Annotated in this window: 20 protein-coding genes; 9 read left to right on the top strand and 11 right to left on the bottom strand. The window is 73.0% G+C overall.

All coding sequences use genetic code 11. From position 1 onward, the window contains the following. Window positions 1–64: 64 nt before the first annotated feature. From ACFQTY_RS08430 to ACFQTY_RS08400, 7 genes are all read right to left on the bottom strand, one after another. Entirely contained in the window at window positions 65–1,078 is a 1,014-nt protein-coding gene (locus ACFQTY_RS08430) for a LacI family DNA-binding transcriptional regulator (RefSeq protein WP_378099364.1), read from the bottom strand. Next, entirely contained in the window at window positions 1,075–2,604 is a 1,530-nt protein-coding gene (locus ACFQTY_RS08425; protein ID WP_378099362.1) for a sugar ABC transporter ATP-binding protein, read from the bottom strand. The genes ACFQTY_RS08430 and ACFQTY_RS08425 overlap by 4 nt, the downstream gene beginning before the upstream one ends. Before the next feature lie 43 nt (window positions 2,605–2,647). After that, window positions 2,648–3,670, bottom strand: coding sequence for a sugar ABC transporter permease YjfF (locus tag ACFQTY_RS08420; RefSeq protein WP_378099360.1), 1,023 nt, complete (start codon window positions 3,668–3,670; stop codon window positions 2,648–2,650). Then, complete coding sequence (locus ACFQTY_RS08415) at window positions 3,667–4,713, bottom strand: ABC transporter permease (protein ID WP_378099358.1); 1,047 nt, start codon at window positions 4,711–4,713, stop codon at window positions 3,667–3,669. Before ACFQTY_RS08415 ends, ACFQTY_RS08420 begins: the two co-directional genes overlap by 4 nt. Further along, complete coding sequence (locus ACFQTY_RS08410; RefSeq protein WP_378099355.1) at window positions 4,710–6,251, bottom strand: sugar ABC transporter ATP-binding protein; 1,542 nt, start codon at window positions 6,249–6,251, stop codon at window positions 4,710–4,712. Before ACFQTY_RS08410 ends, ACFQTY_RS08415 begins: the two co-directional genes overlap by 4 nt. Before the next feature lie 75 nt (window positions 6,252–6,326). Beyond that, window positions 6,327–7,331: an ABC transporter substrate-binding protein gene (locus tag ACFQTY_RS08405; protein WP_378099353.1), complete on the bottom strand. Its 1,005-nt coding sequence runs from the start codon at window positions 7,329–7,331 to the stop codon at window positions 6,327–6,329. A 281-nt stretch (window positions 7,332–7,612) separates the two neighbouring features. Then, on the bottom strand, window positions 7,613–8,572 hold the full coding sequence (locus tag ACFQTY_RS08400) for an LLM class flavin-dependent oxidoreductase (protein WP_378099351.1): 960 nt from the start codon (window positions 8,570–8,572) through the stop codon (window positions 7,613–7,615). A 175-nt stretch (window positions 8,573–8,747) separates the two neighbouring features. On the opposite strand from ACFQTY_RS08400, the gene tehA reads away from it, so the two are divergent. The 3 genes from tehA (at window position 8,748) to ACFQTY_RS08385 (ending at window position 10,808) form a co-directional block, all read left to right on the top strand. Further along, complete coding sequence (gene tehA / locus ACFQTY_RS08395; protein WP_378099349.1) at window positions 8,748–9,770, top strand: dicarboxylate transporter/tellurite-resistance protein TehA; 1,023 nt, start codon at window positions 8,748–8,750, stop codon at window positions 9,768–9,770. A 79-nt stretch (window positions 9,771–9,849) separates the two neighbouring features. Further along, window positions 9,850–10,308, top strand: coding sequence for a hypothetical protein (locus ACFQTY_RS08390; RefSeq protein WP_378099347.1), 459 nt, complete (start codon window positions 9,850–9,852; stop codon window positions 10,306–10,308). Between the two features lie 23 nt (window positions 10,309–10,331). Continuing rightward, window positions 10,332–10,808, top strand: a complete 477-nt coding sequence (locus ACFQTY_RS08385; protein ID WP_378099345.1) for a YbaK/EbsC family protein — start codon at window positions 10,332–10,334, stop codon at window positions 10,806–10,808. A gap of 510 nt (window positions 10,809–11,318) precedes the next feature. Here the strand turns inward: ACFQTY_RS08385 and ACFQTY_RS08380 are convergent. From ACFQTY_RS08380 to ACFQTY_RS08370, 3 genes are all read right to left on the bottom strand, one after another. Beyond that, window positions 11,319–12,824 (bottom strand): MBL fold metallo-hydrolase RNA specificity domain-containing protein, encoded by a 1,506-nt coding sequence (locus tag ACFQTY_RS08380; RefSeq protein ID WP_378099343.1) that lies wholly within the window; start codon window positions 12,822–12,824, stop codon window positions 11,319–11,321. A 99-nt stretch (window positions 12,825–12,923) separates the two neighbouring features. Beyond that, window positions 12,924–14,699 carry a hypothetical protein gene (locus ACFQTY_RS08375; protein WP_378099341.1) on the bottom strand — a complete coding sequence of 592 codons (1,776 nt, stop codon included), beginning with the start codon at window positions 14,697–14,699 and terminating at the stop codon, window positions 12,924–12,926. Beyond that, window positions 14,686–15,573: an ABC transporter ATP-binding protein gene (locus ACFQTY_RS08370; protein WP_378099339.1), complete on the bottom strand. Its 888-nt coding sequence runs from the start codon at window positions 15,571–15,573 to the stop codon at window positions 14,686–14,688. Before ACFQTY_RS08370 ends, ACFQTY_RS08375 begins: the two co-directional genes overlap by 14 nt. Before the next feature lie 125 nt (window positions 15,574–15,698). Here ACFQTY_RS08370 and ACFQTY_RS08365 point away from each other — a divergent pair, with 125 nt between their 5' ends. The 6 genes from ACFQTY_RS08365 (at window position 15,699) to ACFQTY_RS08340 (ending at window position 18,674) form a co-directional block, all read left to right on the top strand. Further along, window positions 15,699–16,124: a VOC family protein gene (locus tag ACFQTY_RS08365; RefSeq protein WP_378099336.1), complete on the top strand. Its 426-nt coding sequence runs from the start codon at window positions 15,699–15,701 to the stop codon at window positions 16,122–16,124. A 55-nt stretch (window positions 16,125–16,179) separates the two neighbouring features. Next, on the top strand, window positions 16,180–16,866 hold the full coding sequence (locus ACFQTY_RS08360) for an SRPBCC family protein (RefSeq protein WP_378099334.1): 687 nt from the start codon (window positions 16,180–16,182) through the stop codon (window positions 16,864–16,866). Between the two features lie 168 nt (window positions 16,867–17,034). Further along, a complete protein-coding gene (locus ACFQTY_RS08355; RefSeq protein ID WP_337974320.1) occupies window positions 17,035–17,238 on the top strand; it encodes a cold-shock protein in 204 nt (67 codons plus the stop codon). 165 nt (window positions 17,239–17,403) lie between these two features. After that, window positions 17,404–17,655, top strand: a complete 252-nt coding sequence (locus ACFQTY_RS08350) for a DUF2630 family protein (RefSeq protein ID WP_378099331.1) — start codon at window positions 17,404–17,406, stop codon at window positions 17,653–17,655. Window positions 17,656–17,733: 78 nt separating this feature from the next. Beyond that, the gene (locus ACFQTY_RS08345) at window positions 17,734–18,030 is read left to right on the top strand and encodes a type II toxin-antitoxin system VapB family antitoxin (RefSeq protein ID WP_337974318.1); all 297 of its coding nucleotides are present in this window, start codon (window positions 17,734–17,736) and stop codon (window positions 18,028–18,030) included. Further along, entirely contained in the window at window positions 18,027–18,674 is a 648-nt protein-coding gene (locus tag ACFQTY_RS08340; protein ID WP_337974317.1) for a LytR C-terminal domain-containing protein, read from the top strand. The genes ACFQTY_RS08345 and ACFQTY_RS08340 overlap by 4 nt, the downstream gene beginning before the upstream one ends. A gap of 128 nt (window positions 18,675–18,802) precedes the next feature. Here ACFQTY_RS08340 and ACFQTY_RS08335 read toward each other — a convergent pair whose 3' ends face one another. Next, a complete protein-coding gene (locus tag ACFQTY_RS08335) occupies window positions 18,803–20,188 on the bottom strand; it encodes a uracil-xanthine permease family protein (protein WP_378099328.1) in 1,386 nt (461 codons plus the stop codon). Window positions 20,189–20,306 lie beyond the last annotated feature (118 nt).

Here is a 20,306-nt window from a genome sequence, read left to right as displayed (position 1 = left end):
AGCCCCCGACGCTCGCGCGGCCGACCGATGCCTGCCGACCAGGTCGTTCGCCGGCCGGGACGGCTCAGCGCGCTGCCGCGCGGGTGGACTGGCGGACCACCAGGTGCGTCGGCAGCGGGGTGTCCACGGTGACGCTGTCCGGCTCCTCGACGGCGACCAGCACCTTCTGCATCATCAGCTCGCCCAGCGCGGCGAAGTCCTGCCGCACGGTCGTGAGCGCCGGGTAGAGGTACCCGGACTCGGGGACGTCGTCGAACCCGACCACGCTGACGTCGTCCGGTACGCGCAGGCCGCGCTCGCGCAGCGCCGACAGGACGCCGATCGCCATGTGGTCGTTGGCGACGAAGACGGCCGACCCGGGCCCGACGTCCAGCTCGGCACCCAGCCGGTAGCCGCTGGCCGCCGACCAGTCGCCGTGCAGCGGGGCGACGATCTCCAGCCGGCGCTCCGCGAGCTCGTCGCGCCAGCCGCGCACGCGCTCGATCGCGTCGGCCGCCCGCTGCGGGCCGGCCAGGTGCACGATCCGCTCGTGGCCGAGCTCGGCCAGGTGGCGGACGGCGGAGCGGGCACCCCGGTACTGGTCGATCGACACGAACAACGGGCTGCGGCGCGCGGTGGACGCTGCGGCGACCACGGGGACGCTCAGGTCCAGGCCGCGGACCAGCTCGAGCACGTCGGCGTCGGCGACGACGAACACGATGGCGTCCACCCGCTGGCGCAGCAGGCTCTCGACGATCGCCCGCACGTCGGTCGGGTCGGTGTCGAGCAGGCTGACCGTCTCGACGTTGTAGCGGGCGGCACGGGCCGCGACGTTGAAGTTCATCGCCACCGACGTCGGCCCGAAGTCGGCGGCCATCGGTGTGACCAGGCCGATCGTCCGGGTGCGACGGGTCACCAGCGCACGCGCCTGCGGTGACGGGCTGTAGCGCAGCTGCGCGATCGCCTGCTCGACGCGGGCGCGCGTGGCGGGCCGCACGTTCGGCAGGTCGTTCAGCACGCGCGAGACCGTCTGGTGCGAGACGCCCGCGAGCCGGGCGACGTCCAGGATGTTCGCGGCGCGGGAGCCGTCGCCGCTCATGCCTCGTCCCCCTCGGACCGGGCCACCATGGCGAGCAGCGAGTCCGTCGTCAGGCCCTCGGACGGCACGACGTCGACGACGCGGCCGTCCTGCAGGATCGCCACCCGCGTGCCGACCCGCAGCACCTCCTCCAGCTCCGCCGAGATGAACACGACGGACAGCCCGTTGTCGGCCAGCTCGCCCACCAGGTTCTGGATCTCCACCTTGGCGCCCACGTCGATGCCCCGCGTCGGCTCGTCGAGCACGATCACCCGGGGGGACAGCGCCAGCAGCCGGGCGAGCAGCACCTTCTGCTGGTTGCCGCCGGACAGGCTGGCGACCGGCCGGTCGAGGTCCGGCGGGCGGATGTCCAGCGCCTCGACCCAGCTCGCCGCGAGCTCCCGCTGGCGTGCCGACCGGATCCGGCGCAGCACCCCGCGCTGCGCCTGCAGGGCCAGCGTGATGTTCTCCAGCACGCTCAGCTCGCCGATCAGCCCCTCGGTGCGGCGGTTCTCCGAGGAGTAGACGACGCCGAGGGACAGCGCCCGGCGCGGGCTGGACAGGCGCCGCTCCCGCCCGTCGATGCGAATGATGCCGGCCTCCAGCCGGTCGACCCCGGTCAGGGCGCGGGCGAGCTTGGTCCGGCCGGAGCCGAGCAGGCCCGCGACGCCGAGCACCTCGCCCTCGACCAGGTCGACGTCCGCGTCGGCGATGCCCGGCAGCACGGTGATGCCACGGGCGCTCAGCGTCACGGACGGGTCGTCGTCGGGCGCGTCGAACGCCTGCCGCTCGGCCAGCGCGGCGGCGGACCGGCCCAGCATCTTCTGCACCAGGTCGATCCGCAGCAGCTCGGTGGTCAGGTACTCGCCGACCAGCCGCCCGTTGCGCAGCACCGTGATGCGGTCGCAGATCTCGTACACCTGGTCGAGGAAGTGCGAGACGAACAGGATCGCGACGCCACGCGCCTTGAGCTCGCGGATGACGCGGAACAGCTCGGCGACCTCGTCGAGGTCCAGGCTCGACGTGGGCTCGTCGAGCACCAGCACCTTGACGTCCGTCGAGATGGCGCGGGCGATCGCGACGAGCTGCTGCACGGCCAGCGGGTGGGTGCCGAGCACCGACGCGGGGTCGATCTCCAGGCCGAGGGCCGCGAGCGCGTCGTGCGCGAGGCGGCGGGTCGCGGCCCAGTCGATGGCCCCGACGCGGTTGCGCGGCTCGCGGCCGAGCGCGATGTTCTCCGCGACCGTCAGGTTCGGCAGGAGGTCGATCTCCTGGTAGACGGTGCTGATGCCGGCCAGGTGCGCGTCGTGCGGCGTGGCGAACCGCACCACCTCGCCGCCGAGGCGGACCTCGCCGGCGTCCAGCGCCAGCGCACCGGTGAGCGCCTTGATCAGCGTGGACTTGCCGGCGCCGTTCTCGCCCATCAACGAGTGGACCTCGCCGGCGAACATCCGGAAGTCGACGCCGTCCAGCGCGGTGTCCGACCGGAAGCGCACGGTCGCGCCGGTGACCTGCACCAGCGGCTGCGCGTCCTCCATGGTGCTCATCATGCCGTGGCCCGCACGGCGCCCCGACGGGCCACGGCCGGGCCTATCTGCGCCGTGCCGACCTGGCCACGATCAGGCGCTGGACCACGACGAACAGCAGCAGCAGGGCGCCGATGGTGATGCGGGTCCACGACTGGTCGACGCCGAGGAAGTTGATGATCGTCTTGATCATCCCGTAGACGAACACGCCGATCATCGAGCCGACGACGAACCCGCTGCCGCCGGTCAGCAACGTCCCGCCGATCACCACCGCGGCGATCGTGTCGAGCTCGGTGCCGATCCCGTTCAGCGGGTAGGCCGCGCCGGTGTACGCGGTGAAGATGACCCCCGCGAGCCCCGCGCACGTACCGCTGACGACGTACGCCAGCAGCTTGGTGCGGGCGACCGGCAGGCCCATCAGCCGCGCCGACTGCTCGTTGCCGCCGACCGCGTACACGGTGCGCCCGAACCGGGTGTACGCCAGCAGCCCGGCCCCCACCAGGACGACCAGCAGCGCGATGATCCCGGTCGGCGTGATGTACCAACCGGACCCGGCCTGCAAGCGGGTGCCCTGGAGCCACAGGATCGGCTGGTCGGTGACCTTGATGGAGTTCAGGCTCACCACGAAGCCGAGCCCGCGCGCCAGGAACATCCCGGCCAGGGACGCGATGAACGGCTGCACGTCGAAGTACTGGACCAGCACGCCGACGCCGAGCCCGATGAGGGCGCCGGTCGCCAGCATCGTCGGGGCGACGACGGACGACGGCAGCCCCTGCCGCAGCAGGCTGGCGCCCATCATCCCGGTGAACGACATCACCGCCCCGACCGACAGGTCGATGCCGCCCGTGAGGATCACGAACGTCATGCCGACGGCGAGGATCAGCAGGTAGGAGTTGTCGAGCAGGATCGACGACACCAGCCGCGGCGTGAGGAACTTGCCGAAGTACAGCTGAGCGCCGACCACCATCGCGACGAGGATGCCGACGGCCGCGAACACGGGGATCCACGAGGCGTGCCGGGCCATGAACCGGTGCGGGCGCGTCACCTCGCGCAGCTCGCCCGTCAGAACCGTCTGCGTGCTCGTCATGACGCGACCTCCGTTCGCTCGACGGCCTGGGCGGACCTGGCGCTCAGCCGAGCGCCGAGCCGGCCGACCCAGCGCCGGAACCGGCTGGACTGGATGAGGACGACGAGCACGACGACCGCCGCCATGAACACCGGCGTGACGGCCGGCGGCACGCCGAGGAACGTGATGGTCGACTTCAGCGTCTGGATGGTGAACACGCCGACGACGGTGCCGGCCAGGCTGAACGTGCCGCCGGCCAGGGACGTCCCGCCGAGCACCACCGCGAGGATCGCGTCGAGCTCGATGTACAGACCGGCCGCGTTGGCGTCCGCCGCCATGATGTTGGAGCTGTAGAGCAGGCCGGCGAAGCCGGCGAGCAGCCCGCTGGCGGCGTAGGCGCCCCAGATGATGCCCCTGGCCCGCACGCCGGCCAGCCGGCTGGCCTCCGGGTTGATGCCGACGGCCTCGGTCAGCACGCCGAGCGCCGTGCGCCGCTCGATCACGGCGACGATCGCGATCGCCGCCAGCGAGACGTAGAACGCGAACGGCAGGCCGACCACGTAGCCCTGCGCCATGAACTTGTAGGGGTCGCTGTTGATCGTCGTGATGAAGCCGCGCGTGATCAGCAGCGCGATGCCGCGACCGGCGAGCATCAGCACGAGCGTCGCGATGATCGGCTGGATGCCCAGCACCGCGATGAGGAAGCCGTTCCACAGGCCGCACGCCAGGCCGGCGAGCAACCCCGCGCCGATCGCCACCGCGAGCACCGAGGGGTTCGCCGCGTCACCCGAGTCCTGGATGATCTGCAGCGCCACGGCCCCCGACACCGCCATCACCGCGCCGACCGACAGGTCGATGCCGCGGGTCGCGATCACCAGCGTCATGCCGAGCGCCACCAGCATGAGCGGTGCGCTGTTGCGCAGGATGTCGACGAGCGACCCGTACAGCCGCCCGTCCTGCACCGTGATGCTGACGAAGCTGGGCCGCGACAGCGTGTTCACCAGGATCAGCGCGAGCAGCACCACGACCGGCCAGAACAGCCGATGCTTCATGACGGCGTTCACGCCGCTCCCTCCCGGCCCTCGTGGGCGATGAAGTCGATGAGTCCGTCGACGTCGGTCTCGCTGGAGGCCAGCTCGCCGATCTTGCGGTGCTCGCGCATCACGACGATCCGTTGCGACAGCCGCAGCACCTCCTCGAGCTCCGAGGAGATGAAGACGACGGACAGCCCCTGCTCGGACAGCTCGGCGACCTTGCTCTGGATGTCCGCCTTGGCGCCGACGTCGATACCGCGCGTCGGCTCGTCGAGGATCAGCAGCGCGGGTGCGGTGGCGAGCCACCGGGCCAGCAGCACCTTCTGCTGGTTGCCGCCCGAGAGGTTGCGGATGAGCACGTGCGGGTTGGCGGGCCGGATGCCGAGAGCAGCGATGTACTCGGACACCAGCGCATCCTGCTCGGACCTGCGCACCTTGCGCCATCCCCTACGGGCCTGGATGCCCAGCACGATGTTCTCCGCGACGGTCAGGTCGCCGAGGATGCCCTCGGCGCGACGGTCCTCGGGCGAGTAGGCGATGCCGTGGTCGATGCCGTGCCGCGGCGTGGTCAGCCTGACGGCCTTCCCGGCGACCTCGATCTGGCCCTGGTCGGCGTGCTCCGCGCCGGCCAGCACCCGCGCGAGCTCGGTGCGGCCGGACCCGAGCAGGCCGGCGATGCCCACGACCTCGCCCGGGTAGACGTCGACGTCCACGGGCTCGATGAGGCCCTTGCGGCCCGCCCCCTTCATGCGGACCACCGGGGTGCCCGACCTGTCGACCGGACGGTCGGACGCGCCCGACAGGGCGGCGAGGTCCTCGAGCTCGCGGCCCAGCATCAGGGAGACGAGGCGGCCGGGCGACAGCTCGTCGATCGGGTAGTCCCCGACGAGCCGGCCGTTGCGCAGCACCGTGCACCGGTCCGAGATCTCGAACACCTGGTCGAGGAAGTGCGTGACGAACAGGACGGCGACACCGCGCGACTGCAGGTCGCGCATCACGGCGAACAGCTGCTGCACCTCACCGCGGTCCAGGCTGGACGTCGGCTCGTCGAGCACCAGCACCTTCGCCTCGGTCACCATGGCACGGCTGATCGCGACGAGCTGCTGGACGGCGATCGAGTGGCTCCCCAGCGCGGTGCGCGTGTCGAGCCGGAGGCCGAGGTTCTGCAGGTGGCCGACCGCCGCCCGGTGGGTCGCTCGCCAGTCGATCCGCCCCGCGTGGCGCACCTCGTGGCCGAGCATGACGTTCTCGCCGACCGACAGGTTCGCGCAGAGGTTGACCTCCTGGTACACCGTCGACACGCCGGCCTGCTGCGCATCGGCGGTGCCGTGGAACACGCGCTGCTCACCGGCGACGGCGATGCTGCCGGCGTCGACCGCGTACTCCCCGGTGAGGGCCTTGATCAGCGTCGACTTGCCGGCGCCGTTCTCACCCATCAGGGCGTGGATCTCACCGCCGCGCAGCGTGAGGTCGACGTCGTCCAGGGCCTTGACCCCGGGGAACTGGATGGTGATGCCGCGCATCGCGACGAGCGCATCGCTCGTCGTCTCCTCGTCGGTGAGGGACATCGGGGCTTCCTTCACGGGGGGCCGGGGCGGGGGCCGGCACGAGGCCGGCCCCCGCCCGTCGACAGGGCCTGGCGGTCAGTACTTGCGGCTGGGCAGTGCCGTCTTGGCCTGGTCCTGCGTGAAGGACAGGTCCGTGGCGGTCTGCGACTTGGGCACCGACTGACCGGCGACGACCTTCTTGACCAGGTCCGACACCTGCGCGCCGAGCAGCGGGTTGCACTCGACGACGTAGTTGAACTTCCCGTCGGCCAGCGCCTGCAGGCCGTCGTGCGTGGCGTCGATCGTCACGATCTTGATGTCCTTGCCGGGGGTCAGACCGGCTGCGGTGATCGCGTCGAGCGCGCCCAGACCCATGTCGTCGTTCTGGGCGAACAGCATCTGGATCTTGTTGCCGTACTTCTGCAGGAAGCCCTCCATCACGGTCTTGCCGTCGGCCCGCGTGAAGTTGCCGGTCTGCGAGGCGAGGGTCGTGATCGGAGCACCGGCCGAGCCGGCCGTGAAGCCGGTCGCACGGTCGAGCGCCGGGGCCGAGCCGGTGGTGCCCTCGAGCACCACCATGTTGGTCGGGCTCGTCGCGTTCTGCTTGGCCCACGCGCCGGCGGTCTCACCCTCCTTCTTGAAGTCGTCGCCCACCCAGGCGGCGTACAGGCTCGGGTCGGACACGTTGATCGTCCGGTCCTCGAGGATCACCGGGATCTTGGCGGCCTTGGCCTCCTTGAGCACGTCGTCCCAGCCGTCCACCGTGATGGGCGCGATGACGATGGCGTCGACGCCCTGGTTGATGAAGCTGCGGACGGCCGCGATCTGGGCCTCCTGCTTGTTGTCCGCGGCGTTGAAGATCAGCTTGAAGCCGTTCGCCTCGGAGAACGCGTCCTTCATCGACTGCGTGTTGGCGGCGCGCCACCCGGACTCCGAGCCCGTCTGCGCGAACCCGACCGTGATCACCTTGTGGGCGGCACCTCCACCGGCCGTGCTCCCGCCGGTCGAGCCGGTCGAGCCGGTCGCGGAGCCCGAACATCCCGTCGTCGCCAGCGCGATGGCCCCTGCCAGCGCCAGCCCAGCGAGCAGCCTCTTCCTCATCCTCAAAACCTCCTTGTTTTGAGCCCGGACACGTCCGGACTGAGCCGGAAACCTGCTGAGCCAGGTCCGTGGGCGCGACGTTAACCTTCACATCGGCCGTAGGGGAAGATTGTGAGCGGTCACAATTGGGTAACGTGCCCGCTCACCAGCGAGGATGACCAGGTCGTCGATCGCCGTGGTGCTGTCCGGTGTGATCCTTCACATTCCGGTTCGGGGGTGTGATCAGCGACTTCGTCGCCGCGGCGGAGCGGCCGCGCCGGGATCGCCGTCCGGGCGAGGCGTCAGGCGTCGAGCGCCGCGAGCACCGGGCGGAGCGCCTCGATCGAGTCCGCGGTGATCGGGTCGAGCACCAGCTGCACCTCGGTGATGCCGGCGTCGGCGTAGGCCCGCAGCCCGGCAGCCAGCTCCTCGGGCGGGCCGGCCAGCGGTCGCACCTGCTGCGACTCGGAGGTGTCCCCCATCGTCCGACCGGCACCGCCCGGCAGCTGCAGCAGGACGGCCACGGTGCGCACCACCTCGTCGGACGCCCGCCCCGCGGCCGTCAGCGCCGTCGCGAGAGGGCCCGCTGCCGCGGCGGCACCGTCCGGCGTGTTGCCCGTGTCGGCGAACCAGGCGTTCCACGCGTCGACATGGGGGGCGGTGGCCGCGAGCATGCGCGGCCCGATCGAGCCGATCATCAGCGCCGGGCCGCCCGGCGTCGGGCCGCGCGGCACCAGCTCGCAGTCGCGTGCGGAGAAGTACTGGCCCGCGAAGTCCACGGCACCGTCCCGCAGCAGCGACCGGATGATGGTGAACGCCTCCTCGAAGCGCGCGATCCGGTGGTCGAACGGCAAACCGAAGGCGGCGAACTCCACCGGGTTCCACCCCGCGCCGAGGCCGAGCACGAAGCGGCCGCCGCTGATCTCGTCGATCGTCGTGGCCTCCTTCGCCAGCATCGCCGGGTTGCGGAAGGCGGTGCACGCCACCAGGGGGCCGAGGGTCACCCGTGACGTGGACGCCGCGAGCGCGGCGAGCAGCGACCACGCCTCCCACGGCCCGCGGGTGGACCCGTCCGCGAAGCGGTAGAGCAGGTGGTCGCCCACCCACACCGAATCCAGGCCGACGTCCTCGGCGCGGCGCGCCAGGTCCAGCAGCTCCGGCCAGCGGACGTCCCGCTCGACCTCCGGCAGCTGGACCCCGACCCGCAACGGCCGGCGGTCGGAGGCGCTGGAGCGGCGGGGGTAACGCTGCTGGTCAATCATGGGTCGACGCTAACCGAGCGGCCCGCGGCGGACCGGCCGGGCACGTGGGTGACGTCACACGAGCACGAGGACCAGGGGCCCGGCGGCGTCCACCGGCCCCGGGTTACGGTCGGCGGCGGACCGTCACGGGCGACGTGCCCACCGCCGCGACCCTCCGACCGACCAAGGACCACCCGTGCGCACGCTCCACCGCGTCCCCGCAAGCTTCTTCGGCATGGTGCTCGGCGTGTTCGGCCTGGGCAGCGCGTGGCGGTACGGCGCGAGCATCGGGCTGGTCCCGGCCTGGGTCGGCGAGGTCGGCGTGCTGGCCGGCTGCGCGGTGTGGCTGGTGCTCACCCTGATCTACGCGTACCGCTGCCTGCGGGCGTGGGAGGGAGTCGTCACCGAGTGGCGCGACCCCGCGACGTTCTCGTTCATCAGCCTGCTGCCGGCGGGCGGCGTCCTCGTCTCCGCCGGCCTGCACCCCTACGTGCCGGTGGTCTCGGCGGTGCTGCTGTGGGCGGGCATCGCCGGCCAGGTGGCGTTCGCGGCGATCCGCGTCGCGCCGCTGTGGGCCGGTACGCAGCCGCTCGAGGCGACGACGCCGGGGTTCTACCTGCCGCTGGTGGCGGCGAACTTCATCAGCACGATCGGCCTGGGCGTCGCCGGTCACGACCAGCTCGGGTACCTGTTCCTCGGCGCGGGCGTGGTGTCCTGGCTGACGCTCGAGCCCATCATCACGCACCGGCTGCGCACCGGGAGCGAGGTGGTGCCGCGGGCGCGCGGCGTGGTCGGCGTGCAGCTCGCGCCGGCGTTCGTCGCCTGCTACGCGTACCTGTCGGTGGACGGTGGGCGGTTCGACACCGTCGCGCTGCTGCTGTTCGGGTACGGGTTGCTGCAGCTGGTCCTGATGTTGCGGCTGTGGCGGTGGGTGCTCGCCGCCGGCTTCACGCCGGGGCTGTGGGCGTTCTCGTTCGGGCTGGCTGCGATGGCCAACTCAGGACTGCGCCTGGTGCACTCCGGGCCCGAGACGGCTGTGCTGGTGGTCGCGGTGGCAGCCGTCGCCGTGGCCACGGCGCTGCTGCTCGCGCTGGTGGTGGGCACGGTGGTGCTGGCGGTGCGTGGCCGGCTGGTGCCGCCGCCGGCACCCGGTCGTCAGCAGACGTCGGTGACCGATGAGCCCGACGCGGCCATGGCACTGTCCCGCTCGATGGTCTGACGCAGCTCGGCGACGGCCAGTCTCCTCACCACCGCCCCGGCGCGGGGCCTTCCAGGTGCGCGACGTACCCTGGCTGGCCGTGGCCACCTTCTCCTCCGTGACGCGACAGCACGTGATCCAGACCCTCTCTGAGTACGACGAGCGCGGTGGGGCCGAGTTCCTCCGCCTGTATGGCTTCCCGCCGCAGGACGAGTACACGGTGGTCCATGAGGGGCTCAGCTACGACGCGCGCGCGGTGCTCGGCGTGGCGCACCGGCTGGCCACCGGCCGGCTGGCACCCGCCGACGAGTTCCACGGCATGGACGCTGCGGTCGCGCTGCTGCGCAAGCGCGGCTTCGAGGTGCACGAGCCCTTCTCGGCCTCCGCGGCCCGGGCCGTCGCCCCGCGACCGGCCGCGCGCACGCGGTCCTCGGCACCGCGCACGCCCTCGAGCCGGACGGCGGCGTCACGCTCCGCGGTGGTCGACGAGGCCCCCGCCATCTGCCCCACCTGCTTCATGACGCTGCCCGCCACCGGCATCTGCGACACCTGCGGCTGAGCCGCCCGACGAGGAGCCGCACCATGTCCCTGGACCGCGCCCGCGACCACCTCGCCCGCTACGGGCGCGCCGGCGACGTGATCGTCACAGAGCACTCCAGCGCCACCGTCGAGCTCGCGGCGCAGGCGCTCGGCGTCGCCCCGCAGCGGATCGCCAAGACGCTCAGCTTCCGCGGGGCCGACCCGGGCACGGCGATCCTCGTCGTGCTGGCCGGCGACGCCCGTCTGGACAACGCCGGCTTCAAGCAGGCGTTCGGGCTCAAGGCGCGGATGCTCGGCGGAGAGGACGTCGAGCGGCTGACCGGGCACGAGCCCGGTGGCGTGTGCCCGTTCGGCAACCCGGAGTCCGCCACCGTGTGGCTGGACACGTCGCTGCAGCGGTTCGAGTCGGTGTTCCCGGCGTGCGGCGACGCCGCCTCGGCGATCGAGCTGACCTGCGCGGAGCTGGAGACGGTCGCTCAGCCGGCCGGCTGGGTGACCGTCTCGACCCTCCCCGGCTGAGCGGCCGCAGGCCGGGCACGGTCGTCCGCACCCGGCGGCCGGGCCCGCGGGGACCGGACCGCCCTCTCACGCTGTACGCCCCGTGTACGTACACCGGGCGCACGGCGCGAGAACCTTCCCCGTCCTCGGTGCGGCCGCCTAGACCTGCACCGCCAGCGGGACGTCGACCGATCCCACCCGGAGGGTCGCAGCGCCCGGCGCGACGGAGTCGGGCACCACCACGTCGAACGCGACCGGGTAGTGCTCCGCACGGGGTCCGGCTGCCGCCGATCCCAGCGGCCAGGCGCTCGCACCCTGCTGCAGGGACAGCGGGACGTCCGCAGTCGGCCGCTCCCGGTCCGACGCCGGCGGGCCGCTGCAGCCCGGACCCGTGCTGCTGGTGTCCTCGCACCCGGGGTGGAACTGGTCCGCCGCGCACCACCAACCGGTCGCCGCGTCGGACGAGCGCGCGAGAGCGCCACGCGGTGGTTCGGTCCTTGCTCCTCCGAGCGCCGACGTGTGCGGCGGACCTCATCGCGGCGTCGGGTCCACCCGGGCGCGCAGCACCACGCGCTCGAGGTAGCGCGGCACCACGGCGTTCCAGCCGAGCTCCTCGTCGAGCCGCTCGGCGAACGTCTCGGCCGAGTCCGGCTCGCCGTGCACCACGTAGGCGGTCCGCGGCGGGCTCACCGTGGAGAACCAGGCGATCAGCTCGTCGGCGTCGGCGTGCGCCGAGAAGCCGTCGACCACCACCACCTCGGCGCGCACCGGCACGTACTCGCCGTGGATCTTCACCTGCCGGGCGCCCTCCGCGAGCGCGGCGCCGCGCGTGCCGGCCACCTGGTAGCCCGTAAGGATCACGGCGTTGTCGCGCACCGGCAGCTGGGAGGCGAGGTGGTGCAGCACGCGCCCGCCTGTGGCCATGCCGGACGCCGAGATGATCACGCACGGGTGGTCGGGGTGGTTCAGCCGCTCGGACTGCTCACGGGTGCTGGCCAGGTGCACGCCGGGGGCTGTCAGCACCGCGTGGGCGGCCAGCACCTCGGGACGCAACACGGGGTCGTGCGACGCGAAGGCCTGCCGGTACACCTCGAGGGCACGCAGGGCCATCGGGCTGTCGACGTAGATCGGCACGTCCGGGATGCCGCCCGACTCGCGCAGCTCGGACAGCGTCACCAGCAGCACCGCCGTGCGGTCGATGGCGAACGCCGGCAGCAGGCACACACCCCCGCGGCCGACGGTCCGGGTGACCGCGGCGGCGAGCGCCTCCCGGCCACCACGCTCGTGCAGGCGGCCGCCGTACGTCGACTCGGTGACCACCACGTCGGCGTCCACCGCGGCGGCGGGCGGCTGCAGCAGCGGGTGCACGGCACGACCCATGTCCCCGGTGAACAGCACGCGGACCCCGTCCACGTCGAGGACGGCGAACGTCGAGCCGAGGATGTGCGCCGACGGGTGGAGCGACACCTGCATGCCGCCGGGCAGCGCGACCGGCTCGGCCCCGTCGTGCGGCCGGAACAGGGAGATCGCCTGCTCGGCGTCCGACGTGTCGAACAGCGGCAGCGCCGGCGAGTGCTTGCTGAACCCGGCGTCGCGGGCGTACTCGGCCTGCTCCTCCTCGAGGTGCGCGGCGTCCCGCAGCACGATGCTCGCCAGCCGGGCGGTGTCGCGGCTGCACACCACCGGTCCGTTGAACCCGTGCCGGGTCAGCAGCGGCAGGTACCCGCAGTGGTCGAGGTGCGCGTGGGTCAGCACCACGGCGTCGATGCTCGACGGCTCCACCGGCAGCCGGTCCCAGTTGCGTCGCCGCCACTCCTGCGGTCCCTGGAACAGCCCGCAGTCGACCAGGACGCGCGCGTCCGGCGTCTCCACCAGGAACTTGCTGCCGGTCACGGTCCCTGCCGCGCCGAGGAAGGTGAGGGTGGGCCGACGCTGCGGCCGGCGCGGGGCCGACCAGCCGGCCGACGACGAGGCGGGTGACGACGAGGCCGACGTGGGGTCACGGGGCGTGGAGGCGGACGGCGACTGGGCGGACATGGTGCTCACATCCTTCGGACGACGATGTCCTCGCTGTCAGTCTCCACCCCGCCGCGGTCCGGTGGCAGGGCCTTGCAGGACGCTGACCAGGCGAGATCCTCAGGCGCCCACCAGGTCGCGCCGCCACAGCGCCGCCGCGCCGGCCGCCGCCAGTGCCACGGCGATCCCCGTCATCACCCAGGCCGCGGGCCACGCCACGTCGGCGATCGGCACCGTGGCGAGGTGGTGGAACGGCGAGAGGTTCAGCACCCAGTCGGGCCACGTCAGCAGCGGGCCGAGGGTCTGCACCAGGTACGCCGCGACCGCGACGCCGGTGCCGACGGGCACCACCAGGCGAGGTGCCACGCCGAGCAGCAGCACGTCGAGCCCGGCGAACAAGAGCACCACCGGCAGCGGGTTCAGTGCCGACACCACGGCGTCCGGCACCGTGACATGGGCACCGGCGGACGTGGCACCCACCCAGAACGCGGCACCCGCCACGGCGACCAGCCCCACCGCACCGACCACCAGGACCACCACGTGGCCCGCCAGCCACCGCCAGCGCGGCAGCGGAGCGGCCAGCAGCAGGTCCAACCGTCCGGCGGCCTCCTCCGCCCGGGCGGCACCGACCCGGAACGCGACCTGCGCCGCGACCGCGACACCGGCGATGGTGCCCACCATGCCGACGAACCCCCGCACGTAGTCGCCGGGCGCCATGCCCATCGCGGACAGCAGCTGCTGGTACGACGGGTCCTGGTCGAGGAACCCCGTCACCGTCGGCACGAGCGACCCGAACATCCCGAGCCACACCACCAGAGCACCGGCCCACGCGAGGAGCGACCCCAGCCCCGTCCGCGTCGCGAGCGCCACCGGGCTGCTCAGTCCCCAGTGCCGCGAGCGGTCGGCCCGGTGCCGCACCAGCAGCCCGGCCCCGGTGTCGCGGCGCAGCCGCAGCCGCACGGCCAGGGTGCCGAGCACGGCGACGACGACGAGCGGGACCGCCAGCACCGCCACCCGGTTCGCGCCGAACGGTGCGAGGTGGTCGGTCCAGCCGAACGGCGTGAGCCAGCCGAGCCAGGCCCGCGACGGCGCGCTGTTCGAGGCGACTCGCAGGGGCAGCGCGATGCCGATCACCGCGGCCGCCACGCCCCCGGCCCCGCCGCGGGAGCCGAACAGCTGGCTGGTCACCGCGGTCAGCAGCACGGCGGTGCCGGCGAACAACGCCAGCAGGCCGCCCATCAGCACGGACCCGGTCAGCTGACCACCGACCGCCACGAAGGCGGCCGTCGCAGCGAGCCCGATCAGCACGCAGGCGCCGAGCAGCACCCCGAGCTGGGCGCCGAGCAGCTGCACCGGCCGCAGGGGCTGCGCCAGCACCGGGTCGTGCCGGCCGGTCCGCTCGTCGGCCCGCAGCACGCGCGCGGTCGTCGTGATCGCCCACGCCGCCGCGACCAGCTCGATCATCCAGCCGGCGTCCCAGACGGTGAACCCGCCGACCGTGTCCACGCCGGCGCCGGGGCCGGAGATCAGCCGGATCGACTGGTTCCGCGACCACTCGAGCAGCGTCGCCCGGTCCGACGCCTCGGGGTACGCCACCCGGAACGTGATCCCCTCGATCGCCACGTAGGCCGCCGCGGCCAGCGCGATCGCCGCCGTCCCGCGCCGCAGCAGCCGCGCGGTCAGGGCCGCGGCCGTGGCCGCACCACCGGGCCGCCGCGCGGCCGCAGCACCGGTGGCGGGACCGGCCCGGTGCACGTGGTGCCGACGAACCGCCGGTGCCGTCTGCCGCGTCCCCGCACCGGCCGACGTCGTCAGCGCAGCTGTCGTCGAGCGCTGCGCCACCGCACCCTGCCATGCCGTCGGCCCGGCCGTCGGACGCTCGTCAGTAGTACGCAAGGAACGCCTCCTCCAGCGAGCGCTCCGGCGTGCGCAGCCGCACCACCTGCACGTCGGCCAGCACGCGCAGCAGGGCGGCCGGCGGCCCGTCGAGGGTCACGCGCAGCCCACCCAGCACGCCGGGCATCGGTTCCACGCTGGCGACGCCGGGCACGCCGGCCAGCGCCGGCACCGGCCCGTCCACCACCAGCTCCACCACGGTCGCACCCATGCGACGCAGCTCGTCGAGGGTCGCCACCTCCACCAGCCGGCCGGCGCGCAGCATCGCGACGCGGTCGCACAGGTCCTGCACCTCGTCGAGGATGTGCGAGCTGAGGAAGACGGTCTGGCCGCGGCTCGCCGCCTCGCGGACCAGCGCCTGGAACACCTCCTCCATCAGCGGGTCCAGACCGGCCGTCGGCTCGTCCAGCAGCAGCACGTCCGCCCTGGTCATCAGCGCGACCACCAGCGCCAACTTCTGCCGGGTGCCGCGCGAGTAGGTGCCGACGCGGCGCGACGGGTCCAGCTGGAGGCGCTCGAGCAGCTCGGTGCGGTACGCCGGGTCGACCCCGCCGGCGAGGTTGGCGAACAGCTCGAGGGTCTCGGTGCCGGTCAGCTGCGGCCACAGCGCCACGTCGCCGGGCATGTACCCGATGTGCCGGTGCGCCCGCCGCACGTCCGTCACGGGGATGCCATGCACCCGTGCCGTGCCGGCGTCCGGCCGGATCAGGTTGAGCAGCAGGCGGATGGTGGTGGACTTCCCGGCACCGTTGGGCCCCAGGAAGCCGAACGTCTCCCCCGGCGTCACCCTCAGGTCCAGCCGGTCCAGCGCCAGCACCGAGCCGAACCGCTTGGTCAGGCCCACCGTCTCGATCGCCCAGCCGCGCGCGGTCATCGTCGACCTCCTCGGACCTCCTCGCAGGGAGCCCTGTGTCCAGCATGGCCCGCTCCAGGAGGTTGCGGGAGACCGAATCCCGAGGTCAGGGCAGCCTGTCGGCGGGAGCCGCTACGGTCCCGGCCATGGCAGCAGTGGTGCAGGAGGTCGTCGTCGACTGCGCGGAGCCGGCAGCGCTCGCGCGGTTCTGGGCTCAGGTGCTCGAGGCGCGGTGGGCGCTGGTCGACCCGGGCTGGGCGGTCGTGGACGCCACCCCGTTGATCGTGGCGTTCCAGCAGGTGCCCGAGCCGAAGCCCGCCCCGAAGAACCGCGTGCACCTGGACGTCCGCGTGCCGGACGCCGCTGCCGCGGTGGCCCGTGCCGAGGCGCTCGGTGCGCACCGCACCGGCCACCAGGAGCTGCGGGAGAACGGTGACGGCTATGTGGTGCTGCAGGACCCGGAGGGCAACGAGTTCTGCTTCGTGGTGGACGAGTCGGGCCGCTGGGCGGGCGTCCTGCGGTCCGCGCTGCAGCACGCCGACCAGACGACGGGCCTGCCCGCAACCGTCTGATCCGCGGGACGTTCGCCTCTGGCGCGGGGCGCGAGGCGGGTGGTCTGCTCGACGCATGACGACGCGGACGCCCCTGCTGCCCCCGCCGCCACCGCGGCCGCCGGCCCGTGTGCTCGCCATCGCGGCGGCCATGGCGGTCGGAGCCGCGCTCCCCGTGATCCGCACCTGGATGCTGCAGTTCGGCGCCACCGAGGCGGAGCTCGACGCCCACCTGCCGGGTGACGACCTGATCGCCTCCCCCGACCTGGTGGCCACCCGCGTCGTCGGCATCGCGGCCGCACCGGACCAGGTGTGGCCGTGGGTGGCCCAGCTCGGTCAGGGTCGCGGCGGCTTCTACTCCTACGACTGCCTGGAGAACCTGGTCGGCTGCGACGTGCGTTCCGCCGACCGGGTGGAGGCCCGGTGGCAGGACGTGCGGGTGGGTGACCCGTTCCGGCTGCACCCCGAGGTGGCCCTCGAGGTGGTCGCCGTGGAGCCCGGACGGGCGCTGGTGGTCCGCGGAGCCGTCGGCGTCACCGGCTCCACGGCGTCGTCCGCCGGCGCCCCGCCGTACGACTTCACCTGGGCGTTCGTGCTGCGCCGCGGCCGTGACGGCGGCACCCGGCTGGTGGTGCGAGAGCGCTACGGCTACACGCGCCGAGGTGCCGCCCTGCTGGTCGAGCCGGTCAGCGTGGTCAGCTTCGTCATGACCCAGAAGATGCTGCGCGGCCTGCGCGACCGCGCCGAGCGGCTCGCCGTCTGATCAGCCCGCAGCGGAACACCGTTGCCGCGTCGGACGCCCTCCGGTTAGGGTGGCCGACGTAGTCGCAGTGCAGAGATCTTCCCCCCGGTTCTCCGGAGCGGACGACGACCACCGTGATTCACCGGTCCCGGTCGTCGGGGTCGAACACCAACCGCAAGGAGAACGCACATGCCTACTGGCGTCGTGAAGTGGTTCAACGCCGAGAAGGGCTTCGGCTTCATCGCCCCCGAGGACGGCGGCCCGGACGTCTTCGTCCACTACTCGGCCATCGCCTCGTCCGGCTACCGCTCGCTCGAGGAGAACCAGCGCGTCTCGTTCGACGTGCAGCAGGGCCCGAAGGGCCCGCAGGCCTCGAACGTCACGCCTGCCTGATCACGGCCTCGCCGGCGTACGCCGGCAGACGAAGGGCGCTCCACCTGCGTGGTGGGGCGCCTTTCGCGCGTCCGGGGACGTCGGCACCGTCCGGGTGCCGCGGCCGATCGCCCGTGCCATGCTGCGGCCCAGGTGACGACGCCGTCGCAGCCACCGGGAGGCACCGTGGACGACCAGCAGATCCTGGACCGCATCGACCAGCTGATGCTTCAGGAGCACGCGCTGCGAGAGGCCGTCGAGCAGGGCCGGGCCGGGGACGGGCACGTGCAGACGGCCGAGCGGATCGCGCAGCTCGAGGTGGAGCTCGACCAGGCGTGGGACCTGCTGCGCCAGCGCCGCGCGCTGCGGGAGGCCGGCGCCGATCCCGACGGCGCGCACGAGCGGCCTGCCGCGGAGGTCGAGGGATACCTCGACTGAGGGCGGGCGACGTGAGGGGACGGTGTGCCTCACGCGTCGACCCGTCGTGCCTGGTCGCGGCCCCCTAGACTCGCGTCCGTGATCTTCAAGGCTGTGGGGGACAGCCGTCCGTACCCCGACCACGGGCTGACGACGGCCAAGCAGTGGGCCGCCGTGGCCCCGCGCCAGGTTCGCCTGGACGAGCTGGTCACCACCAAGCGCACGCTCGACCTCGACGCGCTGCTGGCCGAGGACTCCACCTTCTACGGCGACCTGTTCGCCCACGTGGTGCAGTACAAGGGCGTGCTGTACCTCGAGGACGGGCTGCACCGGGCCGTCCGTGCCGCGCTCCAGCAGCGTCCGGTGCTGCACGCGCGTGTGCTGGTGATCGAATGACCGACCCGGACCGCGCCCGCGCGCTGCGCCGCCGTCACGTGCACGAGCGGCAGGCGGTGATCTTCGGCATCCTGCTCGCGATCCTGGCAGTGGCCGGCGTGTCCGCGGCGGCGATCTACACCGGCAACCTCAACGTGCCGTTCTTCGCCCGCGGCTTCTCCAGCAAGCCGACGCCGAGCGTCACGCGGCAGCCGGCGCCGTGCCCGCCGCAGGGCGCGCTGCCCGTGGCGGCCAACACCATCAAGGTGAACGTCTACAACGGCGCCAACCGGGCGGGGCTGGCGGCATCCGCGGCCGTGGCGCTCGGTCAGGCAGGGTTCACCATCGGCACCACCGCCAACGCCACCACGCAGTTCATCGGCTCCGAGCAGATCTCGTTCGGCGTGGCCGGTGTCGCGCAGGCGTACACGGTCGCCGCGCACTTCAAGAACCCCGTGCTGCTGCTGATCGCCCGTGCCGACCCCAAGGACGCGACGGTGGACGTCACCCTGGGCAGCGACTTCGACACCCTGGTCCCGAACGACCAGGTCGGGCTCGACCCGAGCACGCCGCTCGTCGGGCAGCCCGGCTGCGTGCCGGTCGAGCAGCTGGCGGCGCAGGCGAGCGCCAAGCCGGCGGCGACGCCGACACCGACCAAGTCCTGACGGGCACAGCGTCCGGACGGCGCGCCACGCCGTGCGGGCACCGCGTCCCGATGCACACCCCTGGCACGAAGGAGCGCCCCGCGTCGTGACGACCGCGGGGCGCTCCTTCGTCGTGACCGGACGGGCCGTCAGACCCGGTCGCTGGTGACCGAGGGCTCCTCGGACAGCTCCGCGCCACCGGGCACGGAGGCCGGCGTGGCCGGCTCCTGCGACGTGCCGCGCCACTTCGCCAGCACCCGCATCAGGTGGTAGAGGCCGATCGCGGCGGCGGTGCCGAGCGCGATGCCCTGGAACTGCAGCTTGCCGGCGGTCCAGCTGAAGTTGGCGATGCCGATCACCAGGGCGATCGCCGCCGGGAACAGGTTCACCGGGTTGGAGAAGTCGACGCGGTTCTGCACCCAGATCCGGGCGCCGAGCAGGCCGATCATGCCGTACAGCACGGTCGCGGCACCGCCGAGCACACCGGCCGGCACCGTGGCGATCGCGGCGCCGAACGTGGGCGACATGGACAGGATCAGCGCCGTCGCGGCGGCGACCCAGTAGGCCGCGGTGGAGTACACGCGCGAGGCGGCCATCACGCCGATGTTCTCGGCGTAGGTGGTGGTGCCGGAGCCGCCGCCTAGACCTGCCAGGGTGGTGGCCACACCGTCGGCGAGCAGCGCGCGGCCCATGATCGGGTCGAGGTTCTGGCCGGTCATCGCGGCGACGGACTTCACGTGGCCGACGTTCTCCGCGATCAGCACCAGCACCACCGGGATGAACAGGCCGAGGACGGACACGTCCAGCTTGGGCGCCACGAAGTGCGGCAGGCCGAACAGCGACGCCTGGCGCACGGCGGTGAAGTTGACCTCGCCGCGGAGGGTGGCCACCAGGTAGCCGACGACGACGCCGACGAGGATCGCGAGGCGGCCGAGCACCCCGCGGAACAGCACGGTCACCAGGATCACGGTGCCGAGCGTCGCGATGGCCGTCACCGGGGACGCGCGGAAGCCGGAGCAGCCGGACGCCGAGCAGGAGCCCCACGCCGCCGGCGCGAGGTTGAGACCGATCAGCGCGACGATCGTGCCGGTGACCGCCGGCGGCATCACGGCATCGATCCAGCGCGACCCGCCGACGTGCACCAGCAGGCCGACGATCGCCAGCAGCAGGCCGGTGACCAGGATCCCGCCCACCGCCACGGACTGGCCGCCGCTCGCCGTCGCCGCACCGATCGGCGCGATGAACGCGAAGCTGGAGCCCAGGTAGCTGGGCAGGCGGTTGCCGGTGATCAGCAGGAAGCCGATGGTGCCGATCGCGGAGAAGAACAGGGTGGTCTGCGGCGAGAAGCCGGTCAGCAGCGGCACCAGGAAGGTGGCGCCGAACATCGCCACCACGTGCTGCAGGCCGATCCCGGTGGTCCGCGGCCAGCTGAGCCGTTCACCCGGGGACACCACGGCGCCGGGGGCGATCGTGCGCCCGTCGCCGTGCAGCTTCCAGCTCCAGCGCTGGGACCCGTTCGAGGACAAGGACGCCATCGGTTCCTCCATCGTCTGCGCGCCCAGCCCGGGCGTCGGGACGAAGAGTAGTGATCCGGGCACAGCCCGCGTGGGCGGCTCGGCGGGCGTGGACACGGCGGTCGTGCGACGCTCGGAC

This window comes from Cellulomonas sp. T2.31MG-18 (assembly GCF_964266755.1).
GTDB lineage: Bacteria > Actinomycetota > Actinomycetes > Actinomycetales > Cellulomonadaceae > Cellulomonas.
The sequence above is the reverse complement of the archived record's forward strand: the minus strand, read 5'-3'. Positions and strand labels throughout refer to the sequence as shown.